This is a genomic window from Bacillus sp. DHT2, assembly GCF_026241455.1.
Lineage (GTDB): Bacteria > Bacillota > Bacilli > Bacillales > Bacillaceae_G > Bacillus_A > Bacillus_A pseudomycoides.
Map to the genome: position 1 here is coordinate 533,712 of NZ_JAPHWH010000002.1, position 26,536 is coordinate 560,247.

A 26,536-nucleotide genomic window follows, 5' to 3' on the forward strand; every position below is an offset into this window, starting at 1 on the left:
TCTAACAAATTCGACAAAATTTGTGAAAGAATACGAAATTTCTCCTCCTCACCGAACGAACCTGTTGCATAAATACATATGGGCATTATAATATTGAAAGTAGGATAAGAAAAAAGGGAGCGATAGAATCGTGTCAACAAACTTGATTATTATACTAGCCGTAATCGTAGGAATCATCGGCTACTCTGTATGGATGTTTTTCTATCAGAAAAAATTAATTAAAACACTTTCAGAAGAAGAATTTCGCGCTGGCTACCGTAAGGCACAGCTTATCGATATTCGTGAAGCAGATGAATTTAACGCGGGGCATATTTTAGGTGCTCGTAACATTCCATTATCACAAATCCGTATGCGTTACAAAGAGCTACGTAAAGACCAACCTGTCTATTTATACTGCCAAAGCGGATTCCGTACAGGACGTGCAGCTCAATATCTAAAAAAACAAGGTTACAAAGATTTCTACCAACTACAAGGTGGATTTAAATCTTGGACAGGCAAAATTAAAAAGAAATAATATTTTAAAGAACTAGCATGATTCATCCGCTAGTTCTTTTCTTCCATGTTGTTCGCAATATATAGTAAGTTCTTTTTTACTACTTCTCCATCTTGTACTTCTGTATTTCGATACAACAACTGATATTCCAGCCCTTTCTCTTTCCATATAAGCGTTGCAAATTCTTCCCCATGCTCGCCCTCATCCCTATTTTTAAAATAGGCAGCTGAACCATTATCCAATCTCATTTTTTCATGAAATCGATTTTGTTCTACAATATAAGGAAAACTGTAAGAAAAATTAGCAACTGTTAATTCTACATAATCTTTTTTTTCTGTTTCCTTTTGCTTATATTTAATCGTTAAGACAGCGTTCTTCTTCCCAATTGCTCTTACTTCCCCTTTTATATCATTCGTAATGTCATACGGTAAAAACGTTGGAACTTTAACTGATTTTGGAAAATAATTAGAAACATCTTTTAATAAGATAGGACCAGATACGCGATCTGTAGCCCCTCCTGTGCTTTCCACAAAATTTTTCTCTTCATTTATCGTTTGTTGAAACGAACATGAGCTAAGTAACACACTAGAAAACACGAAACAAATGAGCCCTTTTTTCAATTTGTTTCCGCCCTTTCATACCGCTCCCTTTACGAACAAAGCGTTAGTATGTTGTTCATATTCGCTTCGCTTGTTCATTCTCCCTTTAGAAACTTTCCTCGTTTATCTCACACATTTTGACACAGCATTTCTATTTAGACAAAAAAAGACTTTCTGCTACTCTTACGCCCAAAATAAAAAGGTTACGCGAATAACAGAAGGTCCTTTTATAACATAGATTGTGAAAAGCTTTTCAGGTCAAGCATTTTTCAGTATTTTTTCCATTCTTATCTATTTGCCTATATAATGAACGAAGAGGTGATACATATGGCGAATATAAAACAAATTGCGAAAACCGCTGGGGTATCTATAACGACGGTTTCACGCGTGCTAAATGACCATCCCTACGTCAGCGATGAAAAACGAAAACGCGTTTTAGATGCGGTTGAAGAACTAAATTATGCAAAAAATATAAATGCAATTCATTTAATAACAGGAAAAACATTGACGGTCGGTGTTATGCTTCCTTTTATTAATTTACCCTACTTTAGTACAATTATTGAAGGGATTGGAAATGAAGCATTAGCTGCTGGCTATCAGATTAATCTATGCCAAACGAACTATGATAGTAAAGAAGAAATTCGTGTTCTAGAGATGATGAAAATGAAACAATTTGATGGCATGATTATTTGCTCACGTGCAAGCTCGTGGGAACAAATTGAACCATTTGCAAAATTCGCTCCTATCATCTCATGTGAAAAGATGGAGCATCCCCTCGTTTCATCTGTTTATGTTAATCATTATGAAGGGTTTCGCATTGGTACAGAATATTTATTGCGTAAAGGTCATGAGAAGATTGGTTTTTGTTTAGCAAGGCAAAATAGCATAAATACAAAGCAGCGTGAAAAAGCCTTTTCCGATGCTCTTCATACTGCCCAAAAAAGAGTACAACCAGATTGGATGTTTTACCAATGTTACAATATGCAAGATGGTGCAAAAGTTCTGCACAGTATTTTAAACATGAAAGAGCGTCCAACTGCTATTTTTGCTGCTAATGATCAAGTGGCCGCTGGTTTAACAACTGAAGCAAGAAAACACGGCCTACGTGTACCAGAAGATCTCGCCATTCTTGGCTTTGATAACCATGAAATTTCAAAAGCATTAGAGATTACAACAATTGAACATCCTGGTTTAACAATGGGTACTCGAGCCTTTTCTTTATTTCATAAGCAAATACAGGCCGAACAAATTATAGGTAGCTCAGAGGAACTCCCTTTCCATTTGATTGAACGAAAAACTGTGTAAAGAGTGCCAATTCAGGTACTCTTTTTAAATCATTTGACTCATTGACTTTATGTTTATTCTCTTTTATAATAAAACTAACGAACGGTAGGTAGGGGATGAAAATGACAGCAAACCGCATTAAAGCTGTAGCACTTTCTCATTTCGCACGCTATGGCTACGAAGGGACTTCGTTAGCAAATATTGCACAGGAAGTCGGGATTAAAAAACCATCGATTTACGCACACTTTAAGGGAAAAGAAGAATTATACTTCATCTGCTTAGAAGCTGCACTTCAAAAAGATTTACAATGCTTTACAGACGATATAAAAAAATTTTCAAAGTCATCTACTGAAGCATTACTTGTAAACTTGTTAAAAGGTTACGCAAAGCGATTTGGTGAAAGTGAAGAATCGATGTTTTGGTTACGCACTTCCTATTTTCCGCCTGATGCATTTCGCGAACAAATTATTGAAAAATCAAATGCTCACATTGAAAACATCAGAGAACTTTTATTTCCTGTATTCAAACGAGCAAATGAACAAGGTGAACTGCATAACCTTGAAATACAAGACGCTTTAGAGGCTTACTTATGCTTACTTGACGGTCTAATGGTTGAACTATTGTACGCAGGCTTAAATCGCTTTGAGACCCGTTTAAGTGCTTCTTGGAAAGTGTTTTGGCGAGGGCTTTCACAATGACGGATTGCAAATAGCAATGCGTCGTTTTTCAGCCCTCCACCTAACGACTGGTAGGAAGGAGAAATAATATATGGCATGGATTTATGTTATTTTAGCTGGCATCATTGAAATTTTTTGGGTGATTGGACTAAAGCACGCAACTACTCCACTTGAATGGGTTGGTGTTGCTCTTATAATCGCAATTAGTTTCGTCCTATTATTTAAAGCTTATAAGGATCTACCTGTTGGAACTGTATATGCAGTCTTTACAGGAATCGGAGCCGGTGGAATCGTTCTTACAGAAATCTTTATTTTCGGAGAACCATTTTCAATTGTAAAAATCTTATTTATTGGTTTAATCTTCTTTGGCGTTATTGGATTAAAACGAGTAACGGGTAAACAAGAAGAGAAGGAGGCTGCATAAAATGGCATGGGTATTTTTAATTATTGCTGGTATTTGTGAAATTGTTGGTGTACTGTTTATGAAAGTAGCCACTGAAAAGAAAGGCTGGGCACCTAAGCTTATTTTAATCGCTAACTTTGCCGTAAGCTTCTTCTTCTTATCACTTGCAATGAACTCATTACCAATGGGAACAGCTTATGCAATTTGGACTGGAATTGGAACTGCTGGAAGTGCGCTTCTAGGTATTCTTATCTTCCGTGAATCAGCTGATTGGCGTCGCCTTGCCTTTTTAAGCTGCATTTTATGCGGTGCAGTTGGCTTAAAATTAATGAGTTAACATGAGGTGAATGTCATGTGGAAAGAAGAAGGGAAACAAATTGTAACTGGAATTATAATTGGAATTGTGCTCCTACTACAAATGAGCTTTCATTTTATCGAATGGTTATTCCATAAAGGAATTTCTATTCTTACATTCCTTCCCAACATGGCACTTGAAGTTGTATCCATTGTTTGGTCAATTATCGCCTCCATCATGATTATTATCATTTGGAGTATCGCTAAACTTTGGAATAAAATAACCAAAAAAGACAGTTCTTCTGAAAAGAAGTAACTGTCTTTTTTATACTTAATGATTCGCGTTGCTTGGCAACCTAAAGAAATTGGATGCAATAAGACATAGTATTCCAAGAATAAAAACGCCAGTCCCAATACCCTTATTCGAGTTTTTAAATAAGTTAATATCCGAGTAAAAATTAAGCATCATAAGACCTAAAGAGAACAAAATCAATCCAATTCCAATTAATATTCTTCCTATTGACGTCCGTTTTCTCATCATTACATCTCCCCCTAATTTCTTTAAAATCTAATAATATTTCCAATCCAACCGGACATAATATTAACAAGGAGCTGATTATATGCAAAATTCCATACATAAACATATCCTATTGTTATTTTTCTTATTTCTTTTCTTTGTTATATGTTTCAGCCTTATATTACATGCACCAAAAGAGATGCCGAGCACCGTTTCTGTTTATAAGTTACTCCTTTGTTATTTTCCCTATTGAAAAAGGTGTCTTGTGATGAGGCACCTTTTTCCCTGCTATATGTCCATTCGCTCATATAATTTCACACAAGCCAACATTGAGAAGACCAATATGCAAGTTGCCCCCATGCATAAGAACCCACTATGTAAATTCAATTGCTCTATATTTACTTTAAAGAAAACTTCTAAAATAAATATAGGTGCGATTAATAGAAAACAAGCTATCATAAACGTTTTCTGATAACCTAGCAGAAAGTAAATTGGTAAAATTAAACTAAAAACAATAAAACCGAGGCTCATACTAGTTACAACCGTTGTTTCTACAAAATCCACTGTCTCATTTCTTAACTGAATACCTACTGTAAAGTAAGCAATGATAACACTGGTCATTAAAATAATCAGCAATGCGCTCTAAGTCTGTTGTAATATGTGTCGAGAATAATACCGATACTTCTTCTTCCATCACAATTTCTTGCAATATATCAAGTAGTTCACTACGGACAACCGGATCTAAACCTGATGTTGGTTCATCCATAATGATGCGTTCTGCATGATGCGATAACGCCATCGCAATCGCAAATTTCATTTTCATCCCTTTTGATAACCGCTTAATCTTTTTGTTTTTCGGAACTTGTAATCTCTCCATATACGATTGATATTGCGCTTCATCCCAGTTTTTATATAAAGGTGCAATAATCTTCTTCATTTGTTCACATGTTAACTCTTCGTAGTAATGATTTTCATCATACACAAATCCAATATATTGTTTAATGTCTTTTTCTCCTTTTGCATTATCCTTACCGAAGATCGTAATATCCCCACTATTTTTCTTTACTAAATTCATAATCATTTTAATGGTCGTACTTTTTCCTGCACCATTTGGCCCAACAAATCCCATAATATATCCACGCGGCAATGTAAAACTTATATTTTTCACTGAAAAATATAAGTTTTACAAACGTTTTTTAACTCTAACATGTCACTTATTCCCCCTTATATAGAAACGTAATCATCTGTTGCAACTCTTCCAGTGAAAGCTGCAAAAATTTACTTTCCTGGACAATCTCTTCTGCTTTACTTTCTAGTAAACGCAATCGTTGTTCCTTTATAAGCTCATTATTTTGTACGGAGACATATGTTCCTTTCCCTGCAACCGTTTCAATGTACCTTTCCTTTTCAAGCTCCTCGTACGCACGTTTCGTCGTAATCACACTAATCTGCAGTTCTTTTGCTAAACTGCGGATAGACGGCAATTGATCTCCCCCCTTAAGACCTCCATTTAAAATAAGCTGCCTCAATTGCTTACTAATCTGCTCATAAATAGGGTCTGGGGAAGAATTTGAAATAATAATATTCATGTTTTCCTCCACTGTGTATATACACAGTTCCCTATTTTTAGCAAGAAAAAAAGACCAACATTTTCCTGTTGGTCTCCCATATATGTATCACTTCTCAAAGCGATCTAACATTTCATCTCTCATCCCAAAACTAACAACCGCAATTCCTACATACATAAAAATAAGAAATGCTGGATGCACTGCGTTGTACCAGCTGCTATCAACAATTAAATATACCGTTAATGCTACAACAAGTACAAATGCCAAAATAAACATATAAAAGTGTCTTGTACTACCCATGATAAACTCCTCTCTTCTCACTTCACCATTCAACAGTATATTTTATCGAATAATTCGATATGACTCAAGGCTAACTTTCTTTTATGTAATCAAGTTCTACCTTTATAATGTCATCACAAGCTATTGAAATAATTGTTCCTTGTTTATCAATCGCTGTCACTTCTGCGTTATCCATTACACGATGTGCTACACGCTCTAACATTTTTCCATAATCTCGATAACAAAATTCCTTTATATCTTTAATTTTTTTACCGTTTTCTAAATGATACACCATCCTATAACACTTATAGCCCATTCCTTCACCCCAAATTGTTCGTTTTTTCACATATACGTAAAAATGAGTTATTCTCCTCATTACACCTTCTTAATTTCAATAAAATTCTAACAAAAATACACAATTTTATCAAACCGACTTTTTCAACAAAAAAGCTTAAAAAACAACTTTCTTCCACACTGTTACATAAAATACAAAAATTCTTTACATTATTTTCATAATTTCTGCACAATTTCTCCACAAAAAAAGAACTCGCATATAGCGAGTTCTTTTCATTTCACATTTACTCAAACTTGTACAGGAGCTGGCTTTTGATAACGTAAAATCGGTTTACGTGCAGCCATTGTTTCGTCTAGACGTTTAATTACTGTCGTATGTGGTGCTTCTTGTACAACTTCTGGATTTTCTTCTGCTTCTTTTGCGATTTGAATCATCTTATCGATGAAACCGTCTAATGTTTCTTTTGACTCTGTTTCTGTTGGTTCAATCATAATACATTCTTCCACATTTAATGGGAAGTAAATTGTTGGTGGATGGTAACCAAAATCAAGCAGACGTTTTGCGATGTCTAGTGTACGTACACCAAGTTTCTTTTGACGGCGACCTGATAATACAAATTCATGCTTACAATGTCTATCAAATGGAAGATCATAGAACGGCGCTAATCTTCTCATCATATAGTTTGCATTTAATACAGCATATTCTGTTACTGCACGTAGTCCATCTGGCCCCATAGAACGAATATACGTATAAGCACGAACATTGATACCAAAGTTTCCATAGAATGGTTTCACGCGTCCAATTGCTTGTGGACGATCGTAGTTAAAGTGATAACCATTTTCTGTTTTCTCTAAAATTGGTTTTGGTAAAAATGGAATTAAATCAGCTTTTACACCTACTGGACCAGAACCTGGGCCACCGCCGCCATGCGGACCTGTAAATGTTTTATGAAGATTTAAATGCACAACGTCAAATCCCATATCTCCAGGACGTGCTTGACTTAATACCGCATTTAAGTTTGCACCATCATAATACAATTTACCGCCTGCATTATGAACGATTTCTGCCATCTCTAAAATATTCTCTTCAAATAAACCAAGTGTATTTGGATTTGTTAGCATAAGTGCTGCTGTTTCTTCGTTCACAACACGTTTTAAATCTTCTAAGTCAACAAGACCGTATTCATTTGATTTTACTGTAATTGTTTCAAAACCTGCTACTGTTGCAGATGCTGGGTTTGTTCCGTGCGCAGAGTCAGGAACGATAACTTTTGTACGGTTATAATCACCGTTTGCTTCATGATATGCACGGATTAACATTAATCCTGTCCATTCCCCATGTGCACCAGCTGCTGGTTGAAGTGTTACAGTATCCATACCTGTAATTTCGATTAAATGTTCTTGTAAGTCGTACATTAATTCCATTGCACCTTGCACTGTTTTTTCATCTTGAAGCGGATGAATGTGTGCAAAGCCTGGGAAACGAGCCACGTTTTCGTTGATTTTTGGATTGTACTTCATCGTACAAGATCCTAATGGATAAAATCCAGAATCAACGCCGTGGTTACGGTTTGAAAGTGCTGTGTAATGGCGCATAATATCAAGCTCAGATACTTCTGGAAGCTCTGCATCTTCAGTACGGATATAATCACTCTCAAACACATCTTCTAATTTCACTTCTTCTACATCTAATTGGGGTAAGCTATATCCTACGCGTCCTTCTCTACTCATTTCAAAAATAAGTGCTTGATCTTGGTTCTTCATTGGATAGCCCCCATTTCGTTTACAAGTGTGTCAATTTCTTCTTTTGTACGAAGTTCTGTTACCGCTAGAAGCATATGATTTGTTAATTCTTTATAATCACGGCCTAAGTCGTAACCACCGATAATATTCTTTTGTACTAATGCATCATTTACTTCTTGTACTGGACGTTTGCAATCTACAACAAATTCATTGAAGAATGGTCCAGCAAATGTTACTGTAAATCCTTTTTCCTCAAATTGGCGTTTTGCATATTGCGCTTTAGAAATATTTTGACGTGCCATTTCTTTCACACCTTGTCTTCCAAGTGCTGTCATTGCAACAGACGCTGCTAATGCATTTAACGCTTGGTTTGAACAAATGTTAGATGTCGCTTTGTCACGACGAATATGTTGTTCACGAGCTTGCAATGTTAATACGAAGCCACGTTTGCCGTCTGAATCCACAGTTTGTCCGACAAGACGTCCTGGGATTTTACGCATAAATGCTTTCGTTGTTGCAAAATAACCGCAGTGTGGTCCACCAAACTGTGTTGGGATACCAAATGGTTGTGCATCACCAATTACAATATCAGCACCAAATTTACCTGGTGGTGTTAAAGCGCCTAATGATAATGGGTTTGAAGAAACGATAAATAATGACTTTTGCTGATGAACAATTTTCTCAATATCAGCTAATCTTTCCACCTGTCCAAAGAAGTTTGGATATTGAACGATTACGCAAGCGACTGTATCATCTACTTCACTTTGTAATACATCTAAATCTGTTACACCATCTTTATGATCAATTTCAACAACTTCAAGATGTTGACCTTTTGCATATGTTTCAAGTACTGCTCTTGATTCTGGATGAACTGCTTTAGAAACAAGAATTTTCTTTTTGCGCGTATGACCAGCTGCTAACATTGCCGCTTCTGCTAACGCTGTACCTCCGTCATACATAGAGGAGTTTGCTACATCCATTCCAGTTAATTCACAAATCATTGTTTGGAATTCAAAAATCGCTTGTAATTCCCCTTGTGAAATTTCTGGTTGGTATGGCGTATAAGCTGTATAAAATTCTGAACGAGAAATAACATGATCAACAATTACTGGAGCGTGATGATCGTATACACCTGCTCCTAAGAAAGAAGCGTATTCTTTTAAGTTAGCATTTTTACAAGCCATATCAGACAGTTCTTTTAAAAGCTCTGGTTCTGACTTTGCTTGTTTAATCTTTAAATCCCCTTTGAAACGAACACTTTCTGGAATATCAGAAAATAATTCATCGATCGTTTGAACGCCGATCGTTTGTAACATTTCTTTTTTGTCTTCTTCTGTCATTGGAAGATAACGATGCAACATGAAATCTACCCCTCTCCCCGTTACTTTGAACGTTTGTAAAATGGTGTTGGAACAACTACTGCTTTAACGCGTTTATTACGAATCTCAATTTCTACTTCTGTATCAACTGCTGCGTATTTTACATCAACTAATGCTAAACCAATGCTTTTCTTTAACGTTGGAGATTGTGTACCACTTGTAACTTCCCCGATTTTTTCTTCGCCTACATATACAGGATAATGCGTACGAGGAATACCGCGTTCAATTACTTCGATGCCGACTAATTTACGAGGTGCACCGTTTTCTTTGTATTCTTTTAATGTTTCTTTTCCAAAGAAATCTGCCTCTTTATTTGTTTTTACTGCAAAACCAATTCCAGCTTCAATTGGTGTAATATCTTTTGATAGTTCTTGACCATAAAGTGGAAGTGTCGCTTCAAAACGAAGTGTGTCACGTGCTCCCAAACCACATGGTTTTAAGCCGTCTTCTGCTCCAGCTTCAAGAAGTTTCTCCCAAAGTTTTGGAGCATCTTCACTCTTGCAGTAAATTTCAAATCCGTCTTCACCTGTGTAACCTGTACGAGATACAAGTGCAGGAGTTCCATCTACAAGAACATCATTTTTAAATTTAAAGAACTTAATTTCTTTTAAATCTTCTGACACAACTTTTTGTAAAATGCCTTCTGCTTTTGGACCTTGAATTGCAAGTTGTGCAATTTCACTAGAAACATTGACTACTTTCGTATTGCCAATGACATGACTTGCTAACCACTCGTAATCTTTTTCGATATTCGATGCGTTGATTACTAATAAGTAGTCTTCTTCACCACGTTTGTAGATTAATAAATCATCTACTGTACCACCATTTTCGTAACACATTGCTGTATATTGTGCGCCTCCTACCTTTAAGGTAGAAACGTCATTTGTAACAACACGTTGTAAAAATGCCAAACTATCTGTACCTGTTACTTCTACTTCCCCCATGTGAGACACATCAAACAGGCCTGCAGCTGTACGAACAGCTTCATGTTCTTCTTTAATGCTTGAAAATTGAACTGGTAATTCCCAACCACCAAAGTCGATTGTTTTTCCACCATACTTCGCGTATACATCAAATAGCGGTGTACGTTGTAATGTAATCATGTTCTTTCCCCCTTATGCTGTCTATGACAAATCAATAAAAGTTGGCTTCCCGTATCTAAACATTTTTCATTCAGAAAAGATGGGATATACGGAATCTCAATGTATTTTTTTATGAAAGCGTAAATAAAAAAGTACTTTCTTGGATAAAATACGAAAGATTCCACACATTTCACACCATTATCCTAACATTTTTCGATCTATTTCATCAATATTCTAGCATAAAAAATAATTTAGAATTTTTTATTCTTATACTTACAAAAACAACTTCACCTTAAAATGTTAGAAATTAGGATTTTTGGTGAGGGATGTAACAATAAGCGTTTTAGTTTACAGAAGGTGGGAGAGTTTCAATGAATGTCGATATTTCCGTAGATCGGACATGGCAAAATAATTTCTTAAAACGAATTGATGAAGATGGCCCTTGGACAAATTGGGAACTATATGATTTAGCCTATAAAACAGAAGAATCATTGCTTGTCCCTACATTTGATGGTTTGCAAGCTCCTAAACATTTATCCCATTTCACACCGCTTCCTCATCAATTAGAAGTAGCACAAACTGTTATTGAACAAATGAATGGAAAAGCGATACTGGCAGATGAAGTTGGACTTGGAAAAACCATTGAAGCAGGTCTTATTTTAAAAGAGTACATGGTGCGCGGTCTTGTAAAAAAAGTACTTATACTCGTTCCAGCCTCCCTCGTTTCACAGTGGGCATATGAACTGAACACAAAGTTTTTTATTCCTGCTGTTGCCCAGAGAAAAAGCTATTCGTGGGAACAAGCTGACGTTATCGTTTCATCCATTGATACAGCGAAGCGTTCACCGCATCGTGACATCGTTTTAAACTTGGAATACGATCTCATCATTATTGATGAGGCACACAAACTTAAAAATAATAAAACAAAAAACTATGAATTTGCACAACGTCTTAAAAAGAAGTTTTGTTTATTACTAACTGCAACACCTGTCCAAAACAAAATTGATGAAATCTTTAATCTCGTTTCCTTATTAAAACCAGGACATTTAGGCAATCAGTCTAACTTCGAAGAATATTATGCATCGAAAAATCGCTCAGCAGAGTCAGATGAAGATTTAAAAGCACTCATTAATAAAGTGATGGTAAGAAATCGGCGAAATGGTACAGGTATCGAATGGCCGAAAAGGCACGTTCGGACAATATTTGTTGATTTTAATGAGGAAGAGCAGGCTCTATACAATGCGATTGAAAATTGGAAAGGACAAGACGCTTTTACCTCTGCCTTTTCATCATTAACTTTGAAACGAGAAGTATGTAGCAGCCGTGAAGCAGTTTATTATTCACTCAAAAAGCATGTAGAAAAAAGACAAAAAGAAAATGAGAATTATATACCAGACCCATATATCGATGTTTTAATGGATAAAATCAATCATATTCCTTTTAATACAAAAGCAAACCAAGCACTGGAGCTTATAAAAGAAATTGATGATAAAGTCGTCATTTTTACAGAATATAGAGCCACGCAAATGTATTTACAATGGTTTTTAAAACAGCACGGTATTTCATCAGTCCCTTTTCGTGGTGGGTTTAAACGAGGGAAAAAAGATTGGATGAAAGAGCTCTTCCAAAATCATGCGCAAGTGTTAATTGCAACCGAAGCTGGCGGTGAAGGGATTAACTTACAATTTTGTAGCCATATGATTAACTATGATTTACCATGGAATCCAATGCGGCTTGAACAGCGAATTGGACGTATCCATAGGCTTGGCCAAAAAAATGATGTTCATATTTATAACTTAGCAACGAAACATACAGTTGAAGAACATATTTTGAAACTTCTATATGAAAAAATCAATTTATTTGAGCGAGTCATCGGTGAACTTGATGAGATTTTAACAAGAATTAATATGAAAAATATCGATGCACATATTCAAGAGATTTTCGCAGGATCAAAGAGCGAAGGAGAGATTCGAATTAAGATGGAAAATTTAACATCTATCATCGACTTTGCGAAGAGAAACGAAGCTGAGGTGCAAGGCTATGCAGCAACATGAAATTCATAATTACTTATGGAATTTTTTCCAAGCAAATGACTGTGAAATTTTGGGGCGTTCCCCGCATCTACTAGATGTACAATTAACAATTGAAATGGATAAACTATTGATGAATCGCCCTTTTTATTGGCACTACCTTGAGAAAACGGGTGGCATCCCAAATCCGATGCAACTTACTCTCATTACGGATCCAGAGAATGATGAAGAAGAAGGTGAGCTTATTCACTATGGCTCTCCTCGTCTGCATCAAATCTTCCAAACAACAAAAGAACTGGGATCCTACATACGTTTATTCGAAGAAGTAAATTCAAGTGGTACAACTCATATACCACTTCATCCATGGCTTGGCGTCAATGTAAAAGTATGTTATCAATGTGATCGAAAGAAAGATATGCTTCATTCCATCGGGATTCATCTTATTTCTGGAACAATGATTACAAGTTTTCATGAAACACTAGCGAAAATTCGGCTCACGCCAAAAATACCAGATTTCAGTTTTACACTTACTCCCATTATTAAGCCGCAAAGTGGATTACAGCGGATAGAAGATGCATTAAAAAATCTCATTGCAGCAGATGATCATACATGGGCTGAAGAAGCACGTGTACGCTGGAATCATGATTTAGCGCTTCTAAATCGATTTTACGAAGAAAGCGAGGAACTTCCCGAAAGCTACGACATAGAAAAACAAGCATTACAAGAGCAATATGAACCGCGTATTACAATGCAAATTATAAATGGTGGGCTCTTTTATGTAACCGCTAACCATTTTTTTTCATAAGAAAAGCCCCTTCATATGAGAAGGAGCTTTTCTTATATTTTTCCATTATACTTTCGACCATCGTTATGTTCTTGTTGCTTCTTTTCTGTCATTCGCTTTTGATATTCTCTATCTTTTGCACTCACATGGTTTGCATCTGTTGGAAGATTTTTCTTCGAACGCCCTACACCATTACTCATCTTTTTCACTCCTTGCCCTTTTAAATTCCTCCTTATTTTCAGCTATAGAAGCATTCCTTATTCATTAAAATAAGAGAAGCTTTTCGCTCCTCTTATTCCTTCACATATTTCTGAAACATATCGTGTAAGCCTTGATTTACGAGATGAGAGATCTGTTCGTCAGATTTATGTGGATAACGATCACGCAACCTGATAGATGCTTTCACCATTAAATTTTCTAATACAGAACGGCCACCTGCTCCATAAATAATTTCAGCATATTCTACAAGCCTTCCGTCCTCTAATGTTGCTGGATTATGATTAAAGAAAAATTTACTCATTGTCTCCACCTCTCTTTTTTGATAACGTTTACATTTATATAGATTATTTATGTTATTTATTTCACAATATTGTATGCATGTATAGATGATTAGTTTCATTATAAAACAACATGACGATAGGAATAATGTATTTTTTCGTCAATTTTGTGAACAAATTTTTAAAAAATGAAAGCGTTTTAATTATTATATAATAAAAAAGATTACCACGCTAGGGGCAATCTTTTTTATTTCTACTAAACTATAACTTACGCTTCGTTTGCTTCGTTTAGTACACGCTCAAGACGTTTGCGAAGCATTGGCATACCGCTGCCGCCTGCTTGGAAATGACGAAGTTTTCCTTCTTTATCAAATACGTAGTAAGCAGGAACATATTTATTTTCAAATGCATCTGTGATCGCATGTTTACTATCAACTAAAATTGGTTGAATGATATCGTGGCTTTCTGCCATTTTTTCAATTACTGCTAAGTCTAAATCTTCTTCTGAGCGAGGCATATGAACTGCTACAACGTTTAAGCGATCATCATACTCATCACGTAATTCATTTACTTCTGGCATTGCTTCTTTACATAAGTAACAGCTTACAGACCAAAAGTGAATTAATGTTGGCTTATCTCCAATTAAATCTTCACGCGTTACTGCGTCGTTTAAAATTTCTGTTGCACCTTCTAATGATGGCATTTGTTCACGTAATTTCATTCTATCTATTCCTCCTACGACTTATAAATTATAGAGTTTCTTGTCCTGGTTTCCAATTTGCTGGGCAAAGGCCGCCTGTTTGCAATGCTTGTAATACACGTAATACTTCGTCTACTTCACGTCCAATATTGTTATGGTGTACAACTTGGTACATTAATTCGCCTTCTGGACTAATGATGAATAATCCACGTAGTGCGATTCCTTCATCTTCTAATAACACGCCGTATTCGCTTGATACAACATGGTTTGTATCAGCTGCTAATGGGTAACGTAAGTCGCCTAAACCATTCTTTGTACGATCTGTGTTAATCCATGCTAAATGTGTGTGTACTGTATCTGTAGAAACACCGATTACTTCCGCATCTAAATCTTCGAACTCATCGTAGCGATCAGATAGTGCAATGATTTCTGTTGGACAAACGAAGGTGAAGTCCATTGGATAGAAATATAATACTGTCCATTTATCATTTTTCATGTTTTCTTCTAAACTAACATTTTTAAATTCTTTATTTGGCATTACTGCACTCATTTCGAAACGTGGTGCTTGTTTCCCTACTAAACGTTTTGTCATATCTATATTCATCCTCCTGAAGCTAATTGAGATTAATTTCTAATTTGTAATGATTACAATTTGTATTATATACAAGTTATCAAATTAAAGTCAACACTAAATTAAAATAATTTTAATTTGATTACAATTATCAATTAATCTTGTACAATATTCAGAAATTGTATTGTAAAATATATCTATAACTAAGGAGGCACAAAATGAATCAAAATAAGAAAGCTATATTCGATATTGTATTTTATCTCGTCTTCCCTTTTCTCATTTGGAAATTTGCAAAAACGCATATTGATCCTTATTATGCAATGCTTATTTCCTCAGTACCGGGAATTCTTTATACACTGTACTGCTTTAAGAAAGAAAAGCAGTTCAACGTTACAGGGTTCTTTATTCTTATTACCCTTATTGCTAACACGACAGTAGACTTACTATCTGGTTCTGCTGAGAGAATGCTATGGAATGACGCATATTATCATATCGTACTCGGATGCATTGTCATCTGTACAATCTTTATTAAAAAACCACTCATGTTATATTTCGCAGCTGATATCGCAGCCTTGCAAGGACATGACCGAGATAAGAGCCGCACTCTTTACCGTGACAAACGCATATATCCAGCCTTGCAATATTTAACACTATTTTTTGGTCTCCAATTCATTTTAAAAAGCTTTTTAAAAATCTATTTCATTTCTGTTTTTGGTGTAGAAGGATATGGTGAAATGAGAGCAATCATGACCGCTGTTGGCTGGGGAATTTCCATATGTATTGGGATAGGATTTGTATGGGTTAATAATAAAATACACTCAGTAACTGAACAGAAAGAATCTACACAATAAGTTAAAAACTATCATAAGAAATAATAAAAATCCCCCTGTACAATATATGTACAGGGGGATTTTTATAGGTTTATCTGTCGAATCGATGACAAGTATACACTCATCGCAAAAATTGTACTATACCGCCCAGCATCATTACTAGCGGTAAATCATTCCAATTTTTATTAACTTGATTTTTTTCGTTTCTTCTTAACGTTTTGATAAAACAAAGCAGCGCTAAGCGGCATCATACCGAACCATCTATTTAAAAACGGCGCTTTTTCAGCACGGCGCTGCTCTTTCTTTTGCTTTCGATCCTCTTTTGGAGCATCCATATACGATACAAATTGTTGCGTCATAAAACGCACATAATCATTAGTAGACATATCATCACCTCTACTTGATTAGTATGTCCACTTTTTTACGCATTAATCTTACGCAGTAGCTCCCCCATAATCTCTTCCACACTTTTATTTGTCGTATCAATATATATATCCGCTTCTTCATAATATGCCCGGCGGTTCTCAAACTTCTCCACAAACGCCTCAATATTTTCTTTTTGAAATAATGGACGTGTCGTATCTTCACGAAGGCGCTCTGCAATAACATATGGATCACAATATAAATACACGACGGTTCCATTCTCTTTCATCCACTGACGATTCTCTGCGCGTTCCACGATGCCACCACCCGTTGTAATAATTACATTACTCGTTAATAACGAACGCAGCATTTCACTTTCATATTGACGAAATGCATTTTCCCCTTCTTCTGCAAAAATATCACGAATTTCCTTCCTTTGCTTCTCTTCAATTTTTTGATCTGTATCTACAACTGGAATATGGAGTTGCTCACTTAGCATCCTCCCAATTGTTGTTTTTCCGGCTCCCATAAAGCCTGTTATGTAAATGGATTTCATTTTGTTACCTCTTTTCTGTCTGTTTAATTATTTGTATTATAACGAAAGATAAGCTAACGTGGTTTATTTTATATACTACTTGCACAAATTAATAAAAAACGTTTTGTCCTTAATTTGTTATCAAGAACAAAACGTAATGGTCATGTAACTTCTTCCTCATCTCTCTTCCACCCAATTCATAACTCTTTTATTTATTTTATCGTACTGAAAGTTCACTTTATAAGAGCGATTTTGTTTCGTCATACACTGCAATGCGACAAATATAATTTCATTTTCAAATACATAATTCCCGCTCGCTTCACCATTTTCGTATCGAAAAGAAAATACAGCATTTTGTTCTTTTTCCTGCAAATCATCCTTTATAGAGGAGACTGCTTGATCAGCAATCTCTTCTAACAAAAATTTTTGCTGCGCCTCCTTATAAAATCTTTGATCAGATTTCAACATATTTATTTCATATATAAAGAATGAAAATAGTAAGAAGAGAAGAATTAACGTTCCCGGCATCGCAAAACCATCTTGTTTTCTCATGTCTTCAACTCAATGGGTGTGTAGCGCGTTGCTACACCGTGATACATTTTACCGCTTATATCTTGCACATGTATAATTAACATATAAGGTGTTAAGTCATAAGAAACCGAATTTACCTTTTGTAATAGAATTTCCATTCCTAACGTATTTACTTTTCTCACGATATTATTTCCTAACATTTCATATGTTACATTCGTACCGTTACTCATTTGAAAAAGTATTAGAGCTTCTTTATTCTCTAACTCGACACCTTTCCCGCTTTTACTCTCTCGAAACTCTAATTGTACTTGTTCCAGGAACACATTCCATTCCCAACTGTTTATTTGCTTTGAATATGGTTTCTCCATAAATAAACTATGGAGGCGCGGCACAAGAAGAAAGAAAATAGATAAAAACAATAAACATAACATCATTTCTAATAACGTAAATCCTGCTTCTACCTCTTTACTTTTTGACATGACGACATTGTTCCATCCTTCTTTGTTTGGTATCTTTCCAAATTGTACAAACTTCTTCTTCCCGCCAATGTATCCAGTACACAACGCCATCTATCTCCTCCTCTTTTTGCTGCTTTAGCTGATTTTGATACATATATAGTGCTGCTTCCCTCTTCAACAATGAATGTGCTTTATACCGAAATTGAATATTTTTTCTTTCTTGCATGATGAGGAGTGTTTGCGGAAGTAATAGCGACACAGCCATCATTAATAAACTTAACGATACAAGCATTTCCAGCATAACCGACCCTTTTTGACACTTCACGATACGTAAATCTTCCTCTCCCAAGTTGAAATACAATTTCATAGGTGCGTGAGCGATAAGAAAGTAGAATTGTACCAGCTTTGTTTATATTTCCATTTGCATTATAGATCATTGGATTTGGAAAAGTATTCAAATCAATTTTTATATCTCGTTCATATTCCCGGATAAAAAGGGAACGCTCATCCCCAGATTCCCAAATACTGTACATATGTTTCTCAGGACTCCATCGCAGCATATGAAGATTCCGGCGGTTTATAGCTAACTGCTGCATATACAAAATATCTTGTGAAAATCGCTTCAAAAACTGCTCTACCTTTTGCTTTTCATATAACGGAGCAACATTAAAGTAAGTGACGACACTTAATATAGAAATGATGAATAAGACAAGAAGCATCTCTAAAAATGTAAATCCTTTTTGTTTCACGATTTACCAACAGATACTGTGCCGTCCTCACTTGAAATACTAATCGGTTCCCCTTTTGGACACGTTGTAGAAGTAATATACTTTTCTTTCACTAATTCATCTACTGTTGGTATCTTATTCTTTTCTAATTGATAAGCTTGCACTTGCGCTTCGACAGACTTCACGTATGCATCGCAACCTTTCCCTTGTACGGAAGAGCGCTGTTTAATTACATTTGGAATAATTAATAAAAGTAATACCGAAATAACGACCATCACTAATAACATTTCTAAAAGAGTAAATCCTTTTTCATTTTTCATTTAAACTACCTCCTAAATAGAATTCATCATTTGAAACATCGGCATAATCATCGCTAAATACATAAGAACAACAATTATGCCAATACATGTAAACAAAAGTGGTTGAATAATGACTAAAATACGTTGAATCTTTCCTTCCATTTTTTCAATCGTTAATTCGCTATAGTCTCCTAATTCTGTCGCTAAGTTTCCGTTTGCTTGTCCATGCGCAATCACGTAAGACAGTTCCCTCTCGTAATAACCGCTCTTCATAATAATAGAATCCAACTGTTCTCCTGCGATTAATAATTCTTCAATTCGAGTGGCTTCACATTGAAAAAACGGGTGATGTTTTTGTTCAACCATTAACGTTAAGGCCTCTAGTACCGATAGTCCTCCTTGTAATAAGCCGCTTAATTGAACAGAGAAATAATGAGAATTTGTTAAAATAAGAAATGTTTTTATAAGAGGAATACGAATCATAATATTCATTCTTTGAACTGGGGGAAGTTTTTGTATATAAAATACATATATACATGTTCCTAAAACGAGGCAGAGAAAAAATCCTCCAATCATGTACGGAAGCATTCGAATAAGGAGCATAATATGATCGGTAAATGAAACAGAAGAAGCTCGCAAGGAACTATATAATGTTTCAAATTGTGGAAGCAAAACGAAATTGAATACAGCAAGTATCCCTAATAGAAAAAAAGATAAAAATATCGGGTAACGAAGCACTTTCATCATATCTTTTTGATGTTTATCTTTTCTATGCAGCAATACACTTCCTTGTTGCAACGCAAAAGAAATATCCCCATGCCGCTGTGCATAGAATAAATAACTTAATATGTCTGGATGAAACATAAGTTGGTGAAAAGCATCATGAATGCTTCGACCATTTTTTAATTCTTCTGCAATATGTTGCAATTGAATTTGTTTTTGAGAAGATAACTGAAACTGCAGAAACTCCAATGCTTGTAAAAGTGAATAGCCCTTTTCTAACAATTCCCCAAGTCTTCTTAATAACAAGACTTGCTCATGTAATCGCCACCCTTTTCGTTCAAACATAAACATCCTCTTCTAAAAAGCCTAAGGCATATCCTTTTCTTATACATGATTGCAACGTTTCATAATGATAGGTTACACGCTCTCCATTCGCTTCACGAATAGCTTTTTTCAATTCATGGCCATATAACAACTCATAAACGCTTGCTTGCCGCACTTGCCTTATTGCTTTACATAACGGCGAACATTTCCCTTTGCAAAATGGACACTTCAATTCAACAAGACGCTGTGCTGCCACAGCAAGCAATGATTGCTCAATTTCTTGCCGCGTAATCCCATAGTCCATCAAACGTAACACAGCTCCTTTTGCATCGTTTGTATGCAGTGTTGTCATTACTAAATGGCCTGTTAAACTCGCACGCACAGCTACTTTTGCTGTTTCTTCATCACGAATTTCACCAACTAAAATAATATCAGGATCATGGCGCAAAATCGCTTTTAAACCAGTTGTATACGTGATACCTGCTTTTTCATTAATCTGAATTTGTAACAAGCCATCCTTTCTCTTTTCGATCGGATCCTCAAGTGTAACAATACGACGTGTTTGTCCCTTTTTGGCTACCTCTAACAAAGCATACATTGTCGTTGTTTTCCCAGATCCTGTCGGCCCAGTAAACACGAGTAATCCATGAGAATGATGTACAAACGAGAGAAGTGTTTTTGCCGAGCTTGGAAATAAAGAGAGATGGGAAAGTGGTTGAACCGACGCTTGCAAGTGTAAACGAATGACGAGGCTTTCTAAATACACAGTTGGTAGTGTAGAAAGACGCACGTGCACTTCTTGCCCCTCAATTTGTAAATACAATGATCCATTTTGTGGCTTACGTCTCTCCCCTATATCCATAGATGCTAAAAATTTAAAATGCGAAACAAGTCTTTCTCCAAATTCCTTTCCAATACAATGCTTCGTTACTAAATCTTTTCCAATGCGCAATTGTATGACTGCATCTGCTTGTCGCGGCACGATATGTAAATCGGATGCCTGTAATGCACATGCTTCCTTCATAATTGTATTGGCAAAATGTTCAACACCATTCATAATGATCTCCTCCTCACTATGTATATATCATGCGGAAATATAAAAGAAAAATAGCGACTTTCGTATTTTCAACAGAGAAAAGAAGGAAAATACGTTTGTGAAATTATGAACAATTTCTGAATTATTGACTAAAATTACCTATAAGCAACTTTATCTGTATTATAATGTTATTATCTTGGATAAAGTGATAAAGGTGGAGATCCTCATGGAACAAGCTTTAAAAATTACAGGTGTACTATCTGATCCAACTCGTTATTATATTTATAAATATATTTCTCAAAAACATAGTTACGTAACTGTACAAGAAATCGCAGATGAATTTAATATCCATCCAAACGTAGCACGTCTACATTTATCAAAATTAGAAGATGTCAATATGTTGCGATCTGAAACAAAGAAAACGGGAAAAGGCGGCAGACCAAGCAGATTATATGTATTGTCTGAAGACTTAATTCAGCTACAATTCCCATTTCGCGATTATCAATTATTAGCAAAAATCGCTTTTAATTCATTGCTTAGCCTCGGTGCAGCCGGTGAAAAAGCACTATATGAAACAGGCAAACAATTTGGTAAAGAATTAATGGAACAACATATGCAGCATTTAAACATTAATGAAGATTCATTAACATTAGAACACAAAGTTCAAATTGCAAAAGAAGCATTATCAACTGCTGGCCTATCCCCTTCATTTGAATTAAGCACAGATGGTACACAAATTTTCTATGACGTGTACAATTGCCCATTCAAAGAAGTTGCTGTCCATCATCCTGAAGAAGTTTGCCATATGCATAGCGATATGATGAAGGGAATTTTTGAAATCCTATTTCCGGGCATGGAATTAACACGACATGATAATTTATTAGACGGATGTAAATCTTGTAACTACAAAGTTCAGCTATAACTTGTTTTTATATGAAATTGTGTCAAAAAGAAGTCAATTTGATTTGGCTTCTTTTCTTTTTTCGCAAATATTTACAATAGTAAGAAAAATAAACTATAATGAAGAGAGGTTTACTTTTTTAGAAAAGGAGGGAGATTGCATGGAGCGCATGTTTCGCGTTCTCGGCTTTTGGACTGGAATTTTCTCGGTTATGTTTTACTTAGGGGATATGCACGCAACTGCACTATTATTTTTAGGACAAACAGGATTCTTCGTACTTTTAAGCTATTTAAAATTAACAGAGCGTATGTATATATACGTATTCGGGGCATATTTAACTGTTTTCTTCATTGGGTTTACATACTATACAACATTTCTACTTGTCCCTGGCGCTGGGCATTAAAAAGATGGCAAATTGCCATCTTTTTTTATTTTCTCTAATTACCTAGTTGACTTATAGGTTTTATTGAAATATATTCTATATAACAGATTGGAATTAGGGGGAATTATCATGAATACACTGCTAGTCGGTATTAACATAGCGGTCATGCTCGTATTAGTTGGCATATTGTATTATATGCAGCGCAAGCATGTATCATTTAATAAACGCGTATTTACTGCTTTAGGGGTCGGAATTGTATTTGGCCTTATCTTACAATTTATCTATGAACCTACTTCTAAAATTATCGTGGATTCGAATAACTGGTTTAGCTTAATTGGTAGTGGGTATGTGAAATTACTACAAATGATCGTTATGCCACTTATTCTAGTTTCTATTATCTTGGCATTTACAAAATTAAAGTTAACAAGTAACCTTGGTAAAATTAGCGGACTTATTATTGGAATTTTAATTCTTACAACTGGAATCGCTGCAGCTGTTGGTATCGCAGCAAGCGCAGGGTTTGACGTTCAAGCAACTGGCTTACAACAAGGTGATGCAGAAACGGCTCGCTTAAAATTAGTGGAAGAAAAATTCAGTTCAATTGAACAAACACCAATTCCACAAAAATTATTGGAGTTATTACCTACAAATCCATTTCTTGATTTAACTGGTGCACGTCCAACTTCGACAATTTCTGTTGTAATCTTTGCAGCGTTCATTGGAATCGCCTTTATCGGTGTGAAAAGAAAATATCCAGAACAAGCAGAGTTATTTAAGAAAATGCTTGATGCTGTCTATGCAATTGTAATGCGTATGGTAACATTAATTTTACGCCTTACTCCATATGGCGTATTAGCTCTTATGACAAAAACAGTCGCTGGTAGTGATGTAAGTGCCATTTTAAAACTCGGTAACTTTGTTTTAGCATCTTACGTAGCACTTATCGTTATGTTTGTTATTCACTTATTATTAATTGCTCTTTCTGGTTTAAATCCAATTCAATATTTGAAAAAGGTATTCCCAGTATTAACATTCGCCTTCACTTCTCGTTCTAGTGCAGGTACAATGCCACTAAATATTGAAGCACAAAAAGAAAAACTTGGTGTTTCAGAAGGAATTGCAAACTTTGCTGCTTCCTTCGGGGTATCTATCGGGCAAAATGGTTGCGCAGGTATTTATCCAGCTATGCTGGCGATGATGGTCGCTCCAACTGTAGGAATTGATCCATTACAACCACAATTTATTTTAACTTTAATCGCAGTTGTCGCTATTAGCTCATTCGGTGTTGCTGGTGTAGGCGGCGGAGCAACATTCGCAGCATTAATCGTACTTTCAACAATGAACTTACCAATCGGGATTGTTGCTCTTCTTATCTCTGTTGAGCCATTAATCGATATGGGTCGTACAGCTCTTAACGTAAGCGGATCAATGACAGCAGGTCTTATTTCTAGCAAATGGCTTGGTGAATTAGATCACGATACGTATAATCAAGATGATGTGAAAAGCGAAGAAGTTGCTTCATAAGAAAGAGAAACTTTCATAAAAAGGAATGCTAATTGATATAGCATTCCTTTTTTTATTCCTTATACCTGTTTTAAAAAATTTAATACTATTTTAGGAACATCCCCATTTATTTGAATTCCTTGAACAGAACCTTTATCTACATCTTTTGCGATTATAATGTTATTTTTATCATCTACCCAGACTAACAAACTTTCCTTAGAATCATCCTTAAAAATAACTTCCATATTAGCATGTACAGCATCCCTTGCTTTTTTATCTAAAGATATTTTTTTAGATGTACCAGCTTTGATTGCTGTAACAATTTGATTTACTAGATCTTCATTATCCGTTCCTGCTTTAGAAATATTATCCTGATCTATCCTCACTAAATTCATTTCTTTTATTTGTTTTTTCTCAAATACTATTGATGTTTCTTTTTCCTCTTTTTGTTCAGTTGATGAAGAAGTTTTTGAAGAACTTGTAATATTGGAACATCCAATTAAACTCAAAAACACTAGAATTATCATAAACAAGCACATATTTTTTCTCATTTCACTCACCCCTTCATACAATACAATTTTTAATACTGAATATCAGTATAAATCGATTCCTCAACTCCCGGAAGAAGTCTGTATACACTCATTCCAATCAAAGATTCTATTTCTTTTTTTATTTCATAAAAACCTTTCCAATGAACAGAAGTGTGAGCATTGGTGCCGTGTCTCAATCCAACTAAAATCAATCTTTTTTCAAGGGTAGTAAATCCCTTTTCATCAGCTAGGGCATCACAAAGAGTAATAACTTTATCGTATAAATCATAGTTACTGTTTGCATTTAATATCACTACAAGCTTCATTTTCATATCTGGAGGAACAAGACTCCAATCAGCCGCGATTTCTATGTCTTTATTCCTACAAGGAAATGAATGTGTTACACATTTAATCGCATTCCCTCTAAATCCTAATTGTTCTAAGTACATGTATCCATCATAAGAATGTATAACAGATTTTGTAAAACCTTTATACCTACCAATGTCATGAAGCAACCCTGCATTATAAGCCAAATTATCATTCACATCATATCCTTGTTTCATAAATTCCAAGATTATGTTTTCAGTAGCTTGGGCAACATTTATCGAATGTTTATACCAAGGTCCAGGATTTTGTTTATATGCACGTTCAAGTAACTCACGTGCATATGCTCTATCCATGATATATTCCATAACACCACCACTCTATCATCATTACTTCACATAACAAATCTGTTTCTTTTGCTCCCAAAGATCCAATTCTGGAATTTGTTTCTCCGCCGAAATCAATACTTCTTCGATTAATAATTCCAAATCCTTCACACTGTTTTCCGGATTTCCCATCAAGATATTCGTCATTCGCTCATAAAGGTTTTCCGGTTTTATTGTCATTCGTTTGATATTAAAAGGCATCCATTTAAATGCAGGGTGATGCACATACATTTTATTAAGGCCGAACAAAACACCAAATACATTCTTCTGTACATCACAAATTACATCGTATAGCATAAGCCAATCTTTTCGTTTTAAAAGTGCTTCACGGTTATGCCAGCGATTACTTAGCAAAAGATTCTCTACAATCATTTGTCTAGAAAGTTCCAATGGATAATCTGCGACTCTATCTTTTAGCCCCCTAATTTTGTCTTCACCATACAAACTCACACCATCATGAATTGAGGCTACAATACATTGTTTCTCATAATCAGTTTCATACTTTTCCACCACATCAGAAATAAAACGTTCAACCGTTACGGATAAAAAGTTACTTATTTCTAATTTAATCCCATCTTTCGTTACATAAGATTCAGACCACTCTTCCTCTTCATACGGATGATACGATAAAACTGTCCCATCAATACGTTTAATAGGCCCTTCACGATCTTCATCTTCTGGCGGTGCTGACCATAAAATATGTAACTCTATATCTGAATTTTCATCTTGCCAGTTTCTTGATACGGATCCTGCTAAAAGAATCGCTTCTACTTTTTGGTTTTGTTTATATATTTTTGCCATATCTATTGCTTTTTGCATTAAATTCATTTGATTTCCCCCATGTTTGATCATCCATTTGAACATTTTATTGCAGCGTTATTACAATGTTTCTATTTATAGCTTAATGGAAATTTATTACTATATCAAATGATTTTCTTTTATTTCTGAATATTACATATAAAAACTTTCTTCGTTACCAAGTGTATAAACAGAAAAAGGATATATGCTCCTATATTGAGCATAATATCCCCATCATCATTATCTATTGATATAACCTTTTCAAGCACATAATAAAAATAAAAGTTCCTCTTCACAGCCCGTCCCTTTTACAAATAGCCATTGTGTTCGCACCATTCATGAAACTGCCGCACATCTACCCCTACTAAAACGATATCTTTTAGTTCCACATCAACGACTTGATCGTCAATAACAAGGAAAAAACTTGATCCTTCCTGCTTTTCTTTTTGCTTTACAATTCCAATGCGATTCCGATACGGTCCATCTTTTACATACGCTTTTTGTCCTGTAATATCAAAATTCAAAATTCTCCCCCCTTTTACTGCGCTCAACTTTGGCATACTACCTTCTCCTCGGAAAGTTTCCTTTCATCACACTATTTCTGTATATATATGATGAAACAGCAAAAGAGTCCTTCCTTTATTACAATTATTTTTTCTTTGTGTCATTTTTATAAATTATACGTGAAAAT

At 35.3% G+C, this 26,536-nt stretch carries 37 protein-coding genes and 2 pseudogenes; 12 read left to right on the forward strand and 27 right to left on the reverse strand.

Annotated elements, in window-relative coordinates; genetic code table 11:
* The first annotated feature begins 130 nt into the window (after window positions 1-130).
* The gene (locus ORL93_RS07855; protein WP_003200301.1) at window positions 131-514 is read left to right on the forward strand and encodes a rhodanese-like domain-containing protein; all 384 of its coding nucleotides are present in this window, start codon (window positions 131-133) and stop codon (window positions 512-514) included.
* A gap of 29 nt (window positions 515-543) precedes the next feature.
* On the opposite strand, the gene ORL93_RS07860 is transcribed toward ORL93_RS07855, so the two are convergent.
* On the reverse strand, window positions 544-1,089 hold the full coding sequence (locus tag ORL93_RS07860; RefSeq protein ID WP_050774441.1) for a hypothetical protein: 546 nt from the start codon (window positions 1,087-1,089) through the stop codon (window positions 544-546).
* A gap of 330 nt (window positions 1,090-1,419) precedes the next feature.
* On the opposite strand from ORL93_RS07860, the gene ORL93_RS07865 reads away from it, so the two are divergent.
* The 5 genes from ORL93_RS07865 (at window position 1,420) to ORL93_RS07885 (ending at window position 4,066) form a co-directional block, all read left to right on the forward strand.
* The gene (locus ORL93_RS07865; protein ID WP_018780769.1) at window positions 1,420-2,397 is read left to right on the forward strand and encodes a LacI family DNA-binding transcriptional regulator; all 978 of its coding nucleotides are present in this window, start codon (window positions 1,420-1,422) and stop codon (window positions 2,395-2,397) included.
* Between the two features lie 95 nt (window positions 2,398-2,492).
* Window positions 2,493-3,074, forward strand: a complete 582-nt coding sequence (locus tag ORL93_RS07870) for a TetR/AcrR family transcriptional regulator (protein WP_006095929.1) — start codon at window positions 2,493-2,495, stop codon at window positions 3,072-3,074.
* A 70-nt stretch (window positions 3,075-3,144) separates the two neighbouring features.
* Entirely contained in the window at window positions 3,145-3,477 is a 333-nt protein-coding gene (locus ORL93_RS07875; protein WP_003200294.1) for a DMT family transporter, read from the forward strand.
* A gap of 1 nt (window position 3,478) precedes the next feature.
* On the forward strand, window positions 3,479-3,793 hold the full coding sequence (locus tag ORL93_RS07880) for a DMT family transporter (protein ID WP_003200292.1): 315 nt from the start codon (window positions 3,479-3,481) through the stop codon (window positions 3,791-3,793).
* Window positions 3,794-3,808: 15 nt separating this feature from the next.
* Window positions 3,809-4,066 (forward strand): DUF3975 family protein, encoded by a 258-nt coding sequence (locus ORL93_RS07885; protein WP_097794405.1) that lies wholly within the window; start codon window positions 3,809-3,811, stop codon window positions 4,064-4,066.
* Between the two features lie 15 nt (window positions 4,067-4,081).
* On the opposite strand, the gene ORL93_RS07890 is transcribed toward ORL93_RS07885, so the two are convergent.
* From ORL93_RS07890 to gcvT, 9 genes and pseudogenes are all read right to left on the reverse strand, one after another.
* Window positions 4,082-4,291, reverse strand: coding sequence for a hypothetical protein (locus ORL93_RS07890; RefSeq protein ID WP_098160346.1), 210 nt, complete (start codon window positions 4,289-4,291; stop codon window positions 4,082-4,084).
* Between the two features lie 264 nt (window positions 4,292-4,555).
* Window positions 4,556-4,888 (reverse strand): ABC-2 transporter permease, encoded by a 333-nt coding sequence (locus tag ORL93_RS07895; protein WP_255262366.1) that lies wholly within the window; start codon window positions 4,886-4,888, stop codon window positions 4,556-4,558.
* A gap of 4 nt (window positions 4,889-4,892) precedes the next feature.
* A pseudogene (locus ORL93_RS07900) lies at window positions 4,893-5,476 on the reverse strand (ABC transporter ATP-binding protein); the annotation flags it as partial.
* 5 nt (window positions 5,477-5,481) lie between these two features.
* Window positions 5,482-5,856: a GntR family transcriptional regulator gene (locus ORL93_RS07905; protein WP_097794407.1), complete on the reverse strand. Its 375-nt coding sequence runs from the start codon at window positions 5,854-5,856 to the stop codon at window positions 5,482-5,484.
* Between the two features lie 87 nt (window positions 5,857-5,943).
* Window positions 5,944-6,135 carry a hypothetical protein gene (locus tag ORL93_RS07910; RefSeq protein ID WP_016116299.1) on the reverse strand — a complete coding sequence of 64 codons (192 nt, stop codon included), beginning with the start codon at window positions 6,133-6,135 and terminating at the stop codon, window positions 5,944-5,946.
* 70 nt (window positions 6,136-6,205) lie between these two features.
* Window positions 6,206-6,430, reverse strand: a complete 225-nt coding sequence (locus tag ORL93_RS07915; RefSeq protein WP_097794479.1) for a DUF3929 family protein — start codon at window positions 6,428-6,430, stop codon at window positions 6,206-6,208.
* 266 nt (window positions 6,431-6,696) lie between these two features.
* Window positions 6,697-8,172 carry an aminomethyl-transferring glycine dehydrogenase subunit 2 gene (gene gcvPB, locus ORL93_RS07920; protein WP_097794408.1) on the reverse strand — a complete coding sequence of 492 codons (1,476 nt, stop codon included), beginning with the start codon at window positions 8,170-8,172 and terminating at the stop codon, window positions 6,697-6,699.
* Complete coding sequence (gene gcvPA, locus ORL93_RS07925) at window positions 8,169-9,512, reverse strand: aminomethyl-transferring glycine dehydrogenase subunit 1 (protein WP_265958840.1); 1,344 nt, start codon at window positions 9,510-9,512, stop codon at window positions 8,169-8,171. Before gcvPA ends, gcvPB begins: the two co-directional genes overlap by 4 nt.
* Before the next feature lie 20 nt (window positions 9,513-9,532).
* Window positions 9,533-10,633 carry a glycine cleavage system aminomethyltransferase GcvT gene (gene gcvT, locus ORL93_RS07930; protein ID WP_003200273.1) on the reverse strand — a complete coding sequence of 367 codons (1,101 nt, stop codon included), beginning with the start codon at window positions 10,631-10,633 and terminating at the stop codon, window positions 9,533-9,535.
* Window positions 10,634-10,983: 350 nt separating this feature from the next.
* On the opposite strand from gcvT, the gene ORL93_RS07935 reads away from it, so the two are divergent.
* Both ORL93_RS07935 and ORL93_RS07940 read left to right on the forward strand, forming a co-directional pair.
* Window positions 10,984-12,666, forward strand: coding sequence for a DEAD/DEAH box helicase (locus ORL93_RS07935; protein ID WP_003200271.1), 1,683 nt, complete (start codon window positions 10,984-10,986; stop codon window positions 12,664-12,666).
* Window positions 12,653-13,447 carry a YqhG family protein gene (locus tag ORL93_RS07940; protein ID WP_018780764.1) on the forward strand — a complete coding sequence of 265 codons (795 nt, stop codon included), beginning with the start codon at window positions 12,653-12,655 and terminating at the stop codon, window positions 13,445-13,447. Before ORL93_RS07935 ends, ORL93_RS07940 begins: the two co-directional genes overlap by 14 nt.
* Before the next feature lie 32 nt (window positions 13,448-13,479).
* Here the strand turns inward: ORL93_RS07940 and ORL93_RS07945 are convergent, their stop codons facing one another.
* The 4 genes from ORL93_RS07945 to ORL93_RS07960 form a co-directional block, all read right to left on the reverse strand.
* Window positions 13,480-13,626 carry a hypothetical protein gene (locus ORL93_RS07945; protein ID WP_016116306.1) on the reverse strand — a complete coding sequence of 49 codons (147 nt, stop codon included), beginning with the start codon at window positions 13,624-13,626 and terminating at the stop codon, window positions 13,480-13,482.
* Between the two features lie 92 nt (window positions 13,627-13,718).
* The gene (locus tag ORL93_RS07950; protein ID WP_003200265.1) at window positions 13,719-13,946 is read right to left on the reverse strand and encodes a hypothetical protein; all 228 of its coding nucleotides are present in this window, start codon (window positions 13,944-13,946) and stop codon (window positions 13,719-13,721) included.
* 245 nt (window positions 13,947-14,191) lie between these two features.
* Window positions 14,192-14,644 (reverse strand): TlpA disulfide reductase family protein, encoded by a 453-nt coding sequence (locus ORL93_RS07955; protein ID WP_003200263.1) that lies wholly within the window; start codon window positions 14,642-14,644, stop codon window positions 14,192-14,194.
* A gap of 28 nt (window positions 14,645-14,672) precedes the next feature.
* Window positions 14,673-15,215 (reverse strand): peroxiredoxin, encoded by a 543-nt coding sequence (locus tag ORL93_RS07960; protein WP_016116309.1) that lies wholly within the window; start codon window positions 15,213-15,215, stop codon window positions 14,673-14,675.
* Window positions 15,216-15,412: 197 nt separating this feature from the next.
* Here ORL93_RS07960 and ORL93_RS07965 point away from each other — a divergent pair, with 197 nt between their 5' ends.
* A complete protein-coding gene (locus tag ORL93_RS07965) occupies window positions 15,413-16,045 on the forward strand; it encodes a VC0807 family protein (RefSeq protein WP_003200259.1) in 633 nt (210 codons plus the stop codon).
* A 164-nt stretch (window positions 16,046-16,209) separates the two neighbouring features.
* Here ORL93_RS07965 and ORL93_RS07970 read toward each other — a convergent pair whose 3' ends face one another.
* The 9 genes and pseudogenes from ORL93_RS07970 to comGA form a co-directional block, all read right to left on the reverse strand.
* Complete coding sequence (locus tag ORL93_RS07970) at window positions 16,210-16,410, reverse strand: YqzE family protein (RefSeq protein ID WP_016116311.1); 201 nt, start codon at window positions 16,408-16,410, stop codon at window positions 16,210-16,212.
* A gap of 35 nt (window positions 16,411-16,445) precedes the next feature.
* Entirely contained in the window at window positions 16,446-16,943 is a 498-nt protein-coding gene (locus ORL93_RS07975; RefSeq protein ID WP_003200427.1) for a shikimate kinase, read from the reverse strand.
* A gap of 156 nt (window positions 16,944-17,099) precedes the next feature.
* Window positions 17,100-17,474, reverse strand: coding sequence for a competence type IV pilus minor pilin ComGG (gene comGG / locus ORL93_RS07980; protein WP_018765812.1), 375 nt, complete (start codon window positions 17,472-17,474; stop codon window positions 17,100-17,102).
* Window positions 17,471-18,022: a competence type IV pilus minor pilin ComGF gene (gene comGF / locus ORL93_RS07985; protein ID WP_097794409.1), complete on the reverse strand. Its 552-nt coding sequence runs from the start codon at window positions 18,020-18,022 to the stop codon at window positions 17,471-17,473. Before comGF ends, comGG begins: the two co-directional genes overlap by 4 nt.
* A complete protein-coding gene (gene comGE, locus ORL93_RS07990; protein WP_257130794.1) occupies window positions 17,919-18,236 on the reverse strand; it encodes a competence type IV pilus minor pilin ComGE in 318 nt (105 codons plus the stop codon). Before comGE ends, comGF begins: the two co-directional genes overlap by 104 nt.
* Window positions 18,217-18,660: pseudogene (gene comGD / locus ORL93_RS07995) on the reverse strand (competence type IV pilus minor pilin ComGD); the annotation flags it as partial. The pseudogene comGD and the gene comGE, both read right to left, overlap by 20 nt.
* Window positions 18,657-18,959 (reverse strand): competence type IV pilus major pilin ComGC, encoded by a 303-nt coding sequence (gene comGC / locus ORL93_RS08000; RefSeq protein ID WP_003200417.1) that lies wholly within the window; start codon window positions 18,957-18,959, stop codon window positions 18,657-18,659. The gene comGC and the pseudogene comGD, both read right to left, overlap by 4 nt.
* Window positions 18,960-18,971: 12 nt before the next feature.
* Window positions 18,972-20,012 carry a competence type IV pilus assembly protein ComGB gene (gene comGB, locus ORL93_RS08005; RefSeq protein ID WP_026008570.1) on the reverse strand — a complete coding sequence of 347 codons (1,041 nt, stop codon included), beginning with the start codon at window positions 20,010-20,012 and terminating at the stop codon, window positions 18,972-18,974.
* Complete coding sequence (gene comGA, locus ORL93_RS08010; RefSeq protein WP_097794411.1) at window positions 19,999-21,042, reverse strand: competence type IV pilus ATPase ComGA; 1,044 nt, start codon at window positions 21,040-21,042, stop codon at window positions 19,999-20,001. Before comGA ends, comGB begins: the two co-directional genes overlap by 14 nt.
* Before the next feature lie 205 nt (window positions 21,043-21,247).
* Here comGA and ORL93_RS08015 point away from each other — a divergent pair, with 205 nt between their 5' ends.
* From ORL93_RS08015 to ORL93_RS08025, 3 genes are all read left to right on the forward strand, one after another.
* Window positions 21,248-21,943: a helix-turn-helix transcriptional regulator gene (locus ORL93_RS08015; protein WP_003200412.1), complete on the forward strand. Its 696-nt coding sequence runs from the start codon at window positions 21,248-21,250 to the stop codon at window positions 21,941-21,943.
* Window positions 21,944-22,082: 139 nt separating this feature from the next.
* On the forward strand, window positions 22,083-22,325 hold the full coding sequence (locus ORL93_RS08020; RefSeq protein ID WP_006096019.1) for a DUF2626 domain-containing protein: 243 nt from the start codon (window positions 22,083-22,085) through the stop codon (window positions 22,323-22,325).
* An 87-nt stretch (window positions 22,326-22,412) separates the two neighbouring features.
* Window positions 22,413-23,828, forward strand: coding sequence for an L-cystine transporter (locus ORL93_RS08025; RefSeq protein ID WP_309534137.1), 1,416 nt, complete (start codon window positions 22,413-22,415; stop codon window positions 23,826-23,828).
* A 59-nt stretch (window positions 23,829-23,887) separates the two neighbouring features.
* On the opposite strand, the gene ORL93_RS08030 is transcribed toward ORL93_RS08025, so the two are convergent.
* The 4 genes from ORL93_RS08030 to ORL93_RS08045 form a co-directional block, all read right to left on the reverse strand.
* On the reverse strand, window positions 23,888-24,358 hold the full coding sequence (locus ORL93_RS08030; protein ID WP_242479883.1) for a hypothetical protein: 471 nt from the start codon (window positions 24,356-24,358) through the stop codon (window positions 23,888-23,890).
* 29 nt (window positions 24,359-24,387) lie between these two features.
* Window positions 24,388-25,029, reverse strand: a complete 642-nt coding sequence (locus tag ORL93_RS08035) for an HD domain-containing protein (protein ID WP_040118985.1) — start codon at window positions 25,027-25,029, stop codon at window positions 24,388-24,390.
* A 21-nt stretch (window positions 25,030-25,050) separates the two neighbouring features.
* Window positions 25,051-25,875 carry a DUF4037 domain-containing protein gene (locus ORL93_RS08040; RefSeq protein ID WP_018782570.1) on the reverse strand — a complete coding sequence of 275 codons (825 nt, stop codon included), beginning with the start codon at window positions 25,873-25,875 and terminating at the stop codon, window positions 25,051-25,053.
* A gap of 278 nt (window positions 25,876-26,153) precedes the next feature.
* A complete protein-coding gene (locus ORL93_RS08045) occupies window positions 26,154-26,369 on the reverse strand; it encodes a DUF3912 family protein (RefSeq protein ID WP_026008571.1) in 216 nt (71 codons plus the stop codon).
* Window positions 26,370-26,536 lie beyond the last annotated feature (167 nt).

What these genes read in the sequence shown, in the direction of transcription:
- ORL93_RS07945 (WP_016116306.1), bottom strand. Translation starts at nt 13,626, where the DNA reads ATGAGTAATGGTGTAGGGCGTTCGAAGAAAAATCTTCCAACAGATGCA.
- ORL93_RS07975 (WP_003200427.1), bottom strand. Translation starts at nt 16,943, where the DNA reads ATGAAATCCATTTACATAACAGGCTTTATGGGAGCCGGAAAAACAACA.
- comGC (WP_003200417.1), bottom strand. Translation starts at nt 18,959, where the DNA reads ATGAAAAATGAAAAAGGATTTACTCTTTTAGAAATGTTATTAGTGATG.
- ORL93_RS08020 (WP_006096019.1), top strand. Translation starts at nt 22,083, where the DNA reads ATGGAGCGCATGTTTCGCGTTCTCGGCTTTTGGACTGGAATTTTCTCG.
- ORL93_RS07970 (WP_016116311.1), bottom strand. Translation starts at nt 16,410, where the DNA reads ATGTCTACTAATGATTATGTGCGTTTTATGACGCAACAATTTGTATCG.
- ORL93_RS07955 (WP_003200263.1), bottom strand. Translation starts at nt 14,644, where the DNA reads ATGAAATTACGTGAACAAATGCCATCATTAGAAGGTGCAACAGAAATT.
- ORL93_RS07950 (WP_003200265.1), bottom strand. Translation starts at nt 13,946, where the DNA reads ATGAGTAAATTTTTCTTTAATCATAATCCAGCAACATTAGAGGACGGA.
- comGA (WP_097794411.1), bottom strand. Translation starts at nt 21,042, where the DNA reads ATGAATGGTGTTGAACATTTTGCCAATACAATTATGAAGGAAGCATGT.
- comGG (WP_018765812.1), bottom strand. Translation starts at nt 17,474, where the DNA reads ATGAGAAAACAAGATGGTTTTGCGATGCCGGGAACGTTAATTCTTCTC.
- ORL93_RS07890 (WP_098160346.1), bottom strand. Translation starts at nt 4,291, where the DNA reads ATGATGAGAAAACGGACGTCAATAGGAAGAATATTAATTGGAATTGGA.
- ORL93_RS07885 (WP_097794405.1), top strand. Translation starts at nt 3,809, where the DNA reads ATGTGGAAAGAAGAAGGGAAACAAATTGTAACTGGAATTATAATTGGA.
- comGB (WP_026008570.1), bottom strand. Translation starts at nt 20,012, where the DNA reads ATGTTTATGTTTGAACGAAAAGGGTGGCGATTACATGAGCAAGTCTTG.
- ORL93_RS07960 (WP_016116309.1), bottom strand. Translation starts at nt 15,215, where the DNA reads ATGACAAAACGTTTAGTAGGGAAACAAGCACCACGTTTCGAAATGAGT.
- ORL93_RS08015 (WP_003200412.1), top strand. Translation starts at nt 21,248, where the DNA reads ATGGAACAAGCTTTAAAAATTACAGGTGTACTATCTGATCCAACTCGT.
- ORL93_RS08040 (WP_018782570.1), bottom strand. Translation starts at nt 25,875, where the DNA reads ATGAATTTAATGCAAAAAGCAATAGATATGGCAAAAATATATAAACAA.
- comGF (WP_097794409.1), bottom strand. Translation starts at nt 18,022, where the DNA reads ATGGCGTTGTGTACTGGATACATTGGCGGGAAGAAGAAGTTTGTACAA.
- ORL93_RS07915 (WP_097794479.1), bottom strand. Translation starts at nt 6,430, where the DNA reads ATGGGCTATAAGTGTTATAGGATGGTGTATCATTTAGAAAACGGTAAA.
- ORL93_RS08030 (WP_242479883.1), bottom strand. Translation starts at nt 24,358, where the DNA reads ATGAGAAAAAATATGTGCTTGTTTATGATAATTCTAGTGTTTTTGAGT.
- ORL93_RS07895 (WP_255262366.1), bottom strand. Translation starts at nt 4,888, where the DNA reads ATGACCAGTGTTATCATTGCTTACTTTACAGTAGGTATTCAGTTAAGA.
- ORL93_RS07940 (WP_018780764.1), top strand. Translation starts at nt 12,653, where the DNA reads ATGCAGCAACATGAAATTCATAATTACTTATGGAATTTTTTCCAAGCA.
- ORL93_RS08035 (WP_040118985.1), bottom strand. Translation starts at nt 25,029, where the DNA reads ATGGAATATATCATGGATAGAGCATATGCACGTGAGTTACTTGAACGT.
- ORL93_RS07935 (WP_003200271.1), top strand. Translation starts at nt 10,984, where the DNA reads ATGAATGTCGATATTTCCGTAGATCGGACATGGCAAAATAATTTCTTA.
- ORL93_RS07880 (WP_003200292.1), top strand. Translation starts at nt 3,479, where the DNA reads ATGGCATGGGTATTTTTAATTATTGCTGGTATTTGTGAAATTGTTGGT.
- ORL93_RS07965 (WP_003200259.1), top strand. Translation starts at nt 15,413, where the DNA reads ATGAATCAAAATAAGAAAGCTATATTCGATATTGTATTTTATCTCGTC.
- gcvPB (WP_097794408.1), bottom strand. Translation starts at nt 8,172, where the DNA reads ATGAAGAACCAAGATCAAGCACTTATTTTTGAAATGAGTAGAGAAGGA.
- ORL93_RS07865 (WP_018780769.1), top strand. Translation starts at nt 1,420, where the DNA reads ATGGCGAATATAAAACAAATTGCGAAAACCGCTGGGGTATCTATAACG.
- ORL93_RS07875 (WP_003200294.1), top strand. Translation starts at nt 3,145, where the DNA reads ATGGCATGGATTTATGTTATTTTAGCTGGCATCATTGAAATTTTTTGG.
- ORL93_RS07910 (WP_016116299.1), bottom strand. Translation starts at nt 6,135, where the DNA reads ATGGGTAGTACAAGACACTTTTATATGTTTATTTTGGCATTTGTACTT.
- gcvPA (WP_265958840.1), bottom strand. Translation starts at nt 9,512, where the DNA reads ATGTTGCATCGTTATCTTCCAATGACAGAAGAAGACAAAAAAGAAATG.
- gcvT (WP_003200273.1), bottom strand. Translation starts at nt 10,633, where the DNA reads ATGATTACATTACAACGTACACCGCTATTTGATGTATACGCGAAGTAT.
- ORL93_RS07870 (WP_006095929.1), top strand. Translation starts at nt 2,493, where the DNA reads ATGAAAATGACAGCAAACCGCATTAAAGCTGTAGCACTTTCTCATTTC.
- ORL93_RS07905 (WP_097794407.1), bottom strand. Translation starts at nt 5,856, where the DNA reads ATGAATATTATTATTTCAAATTCTTCCCCAGACCCTATTTATGAGCAG.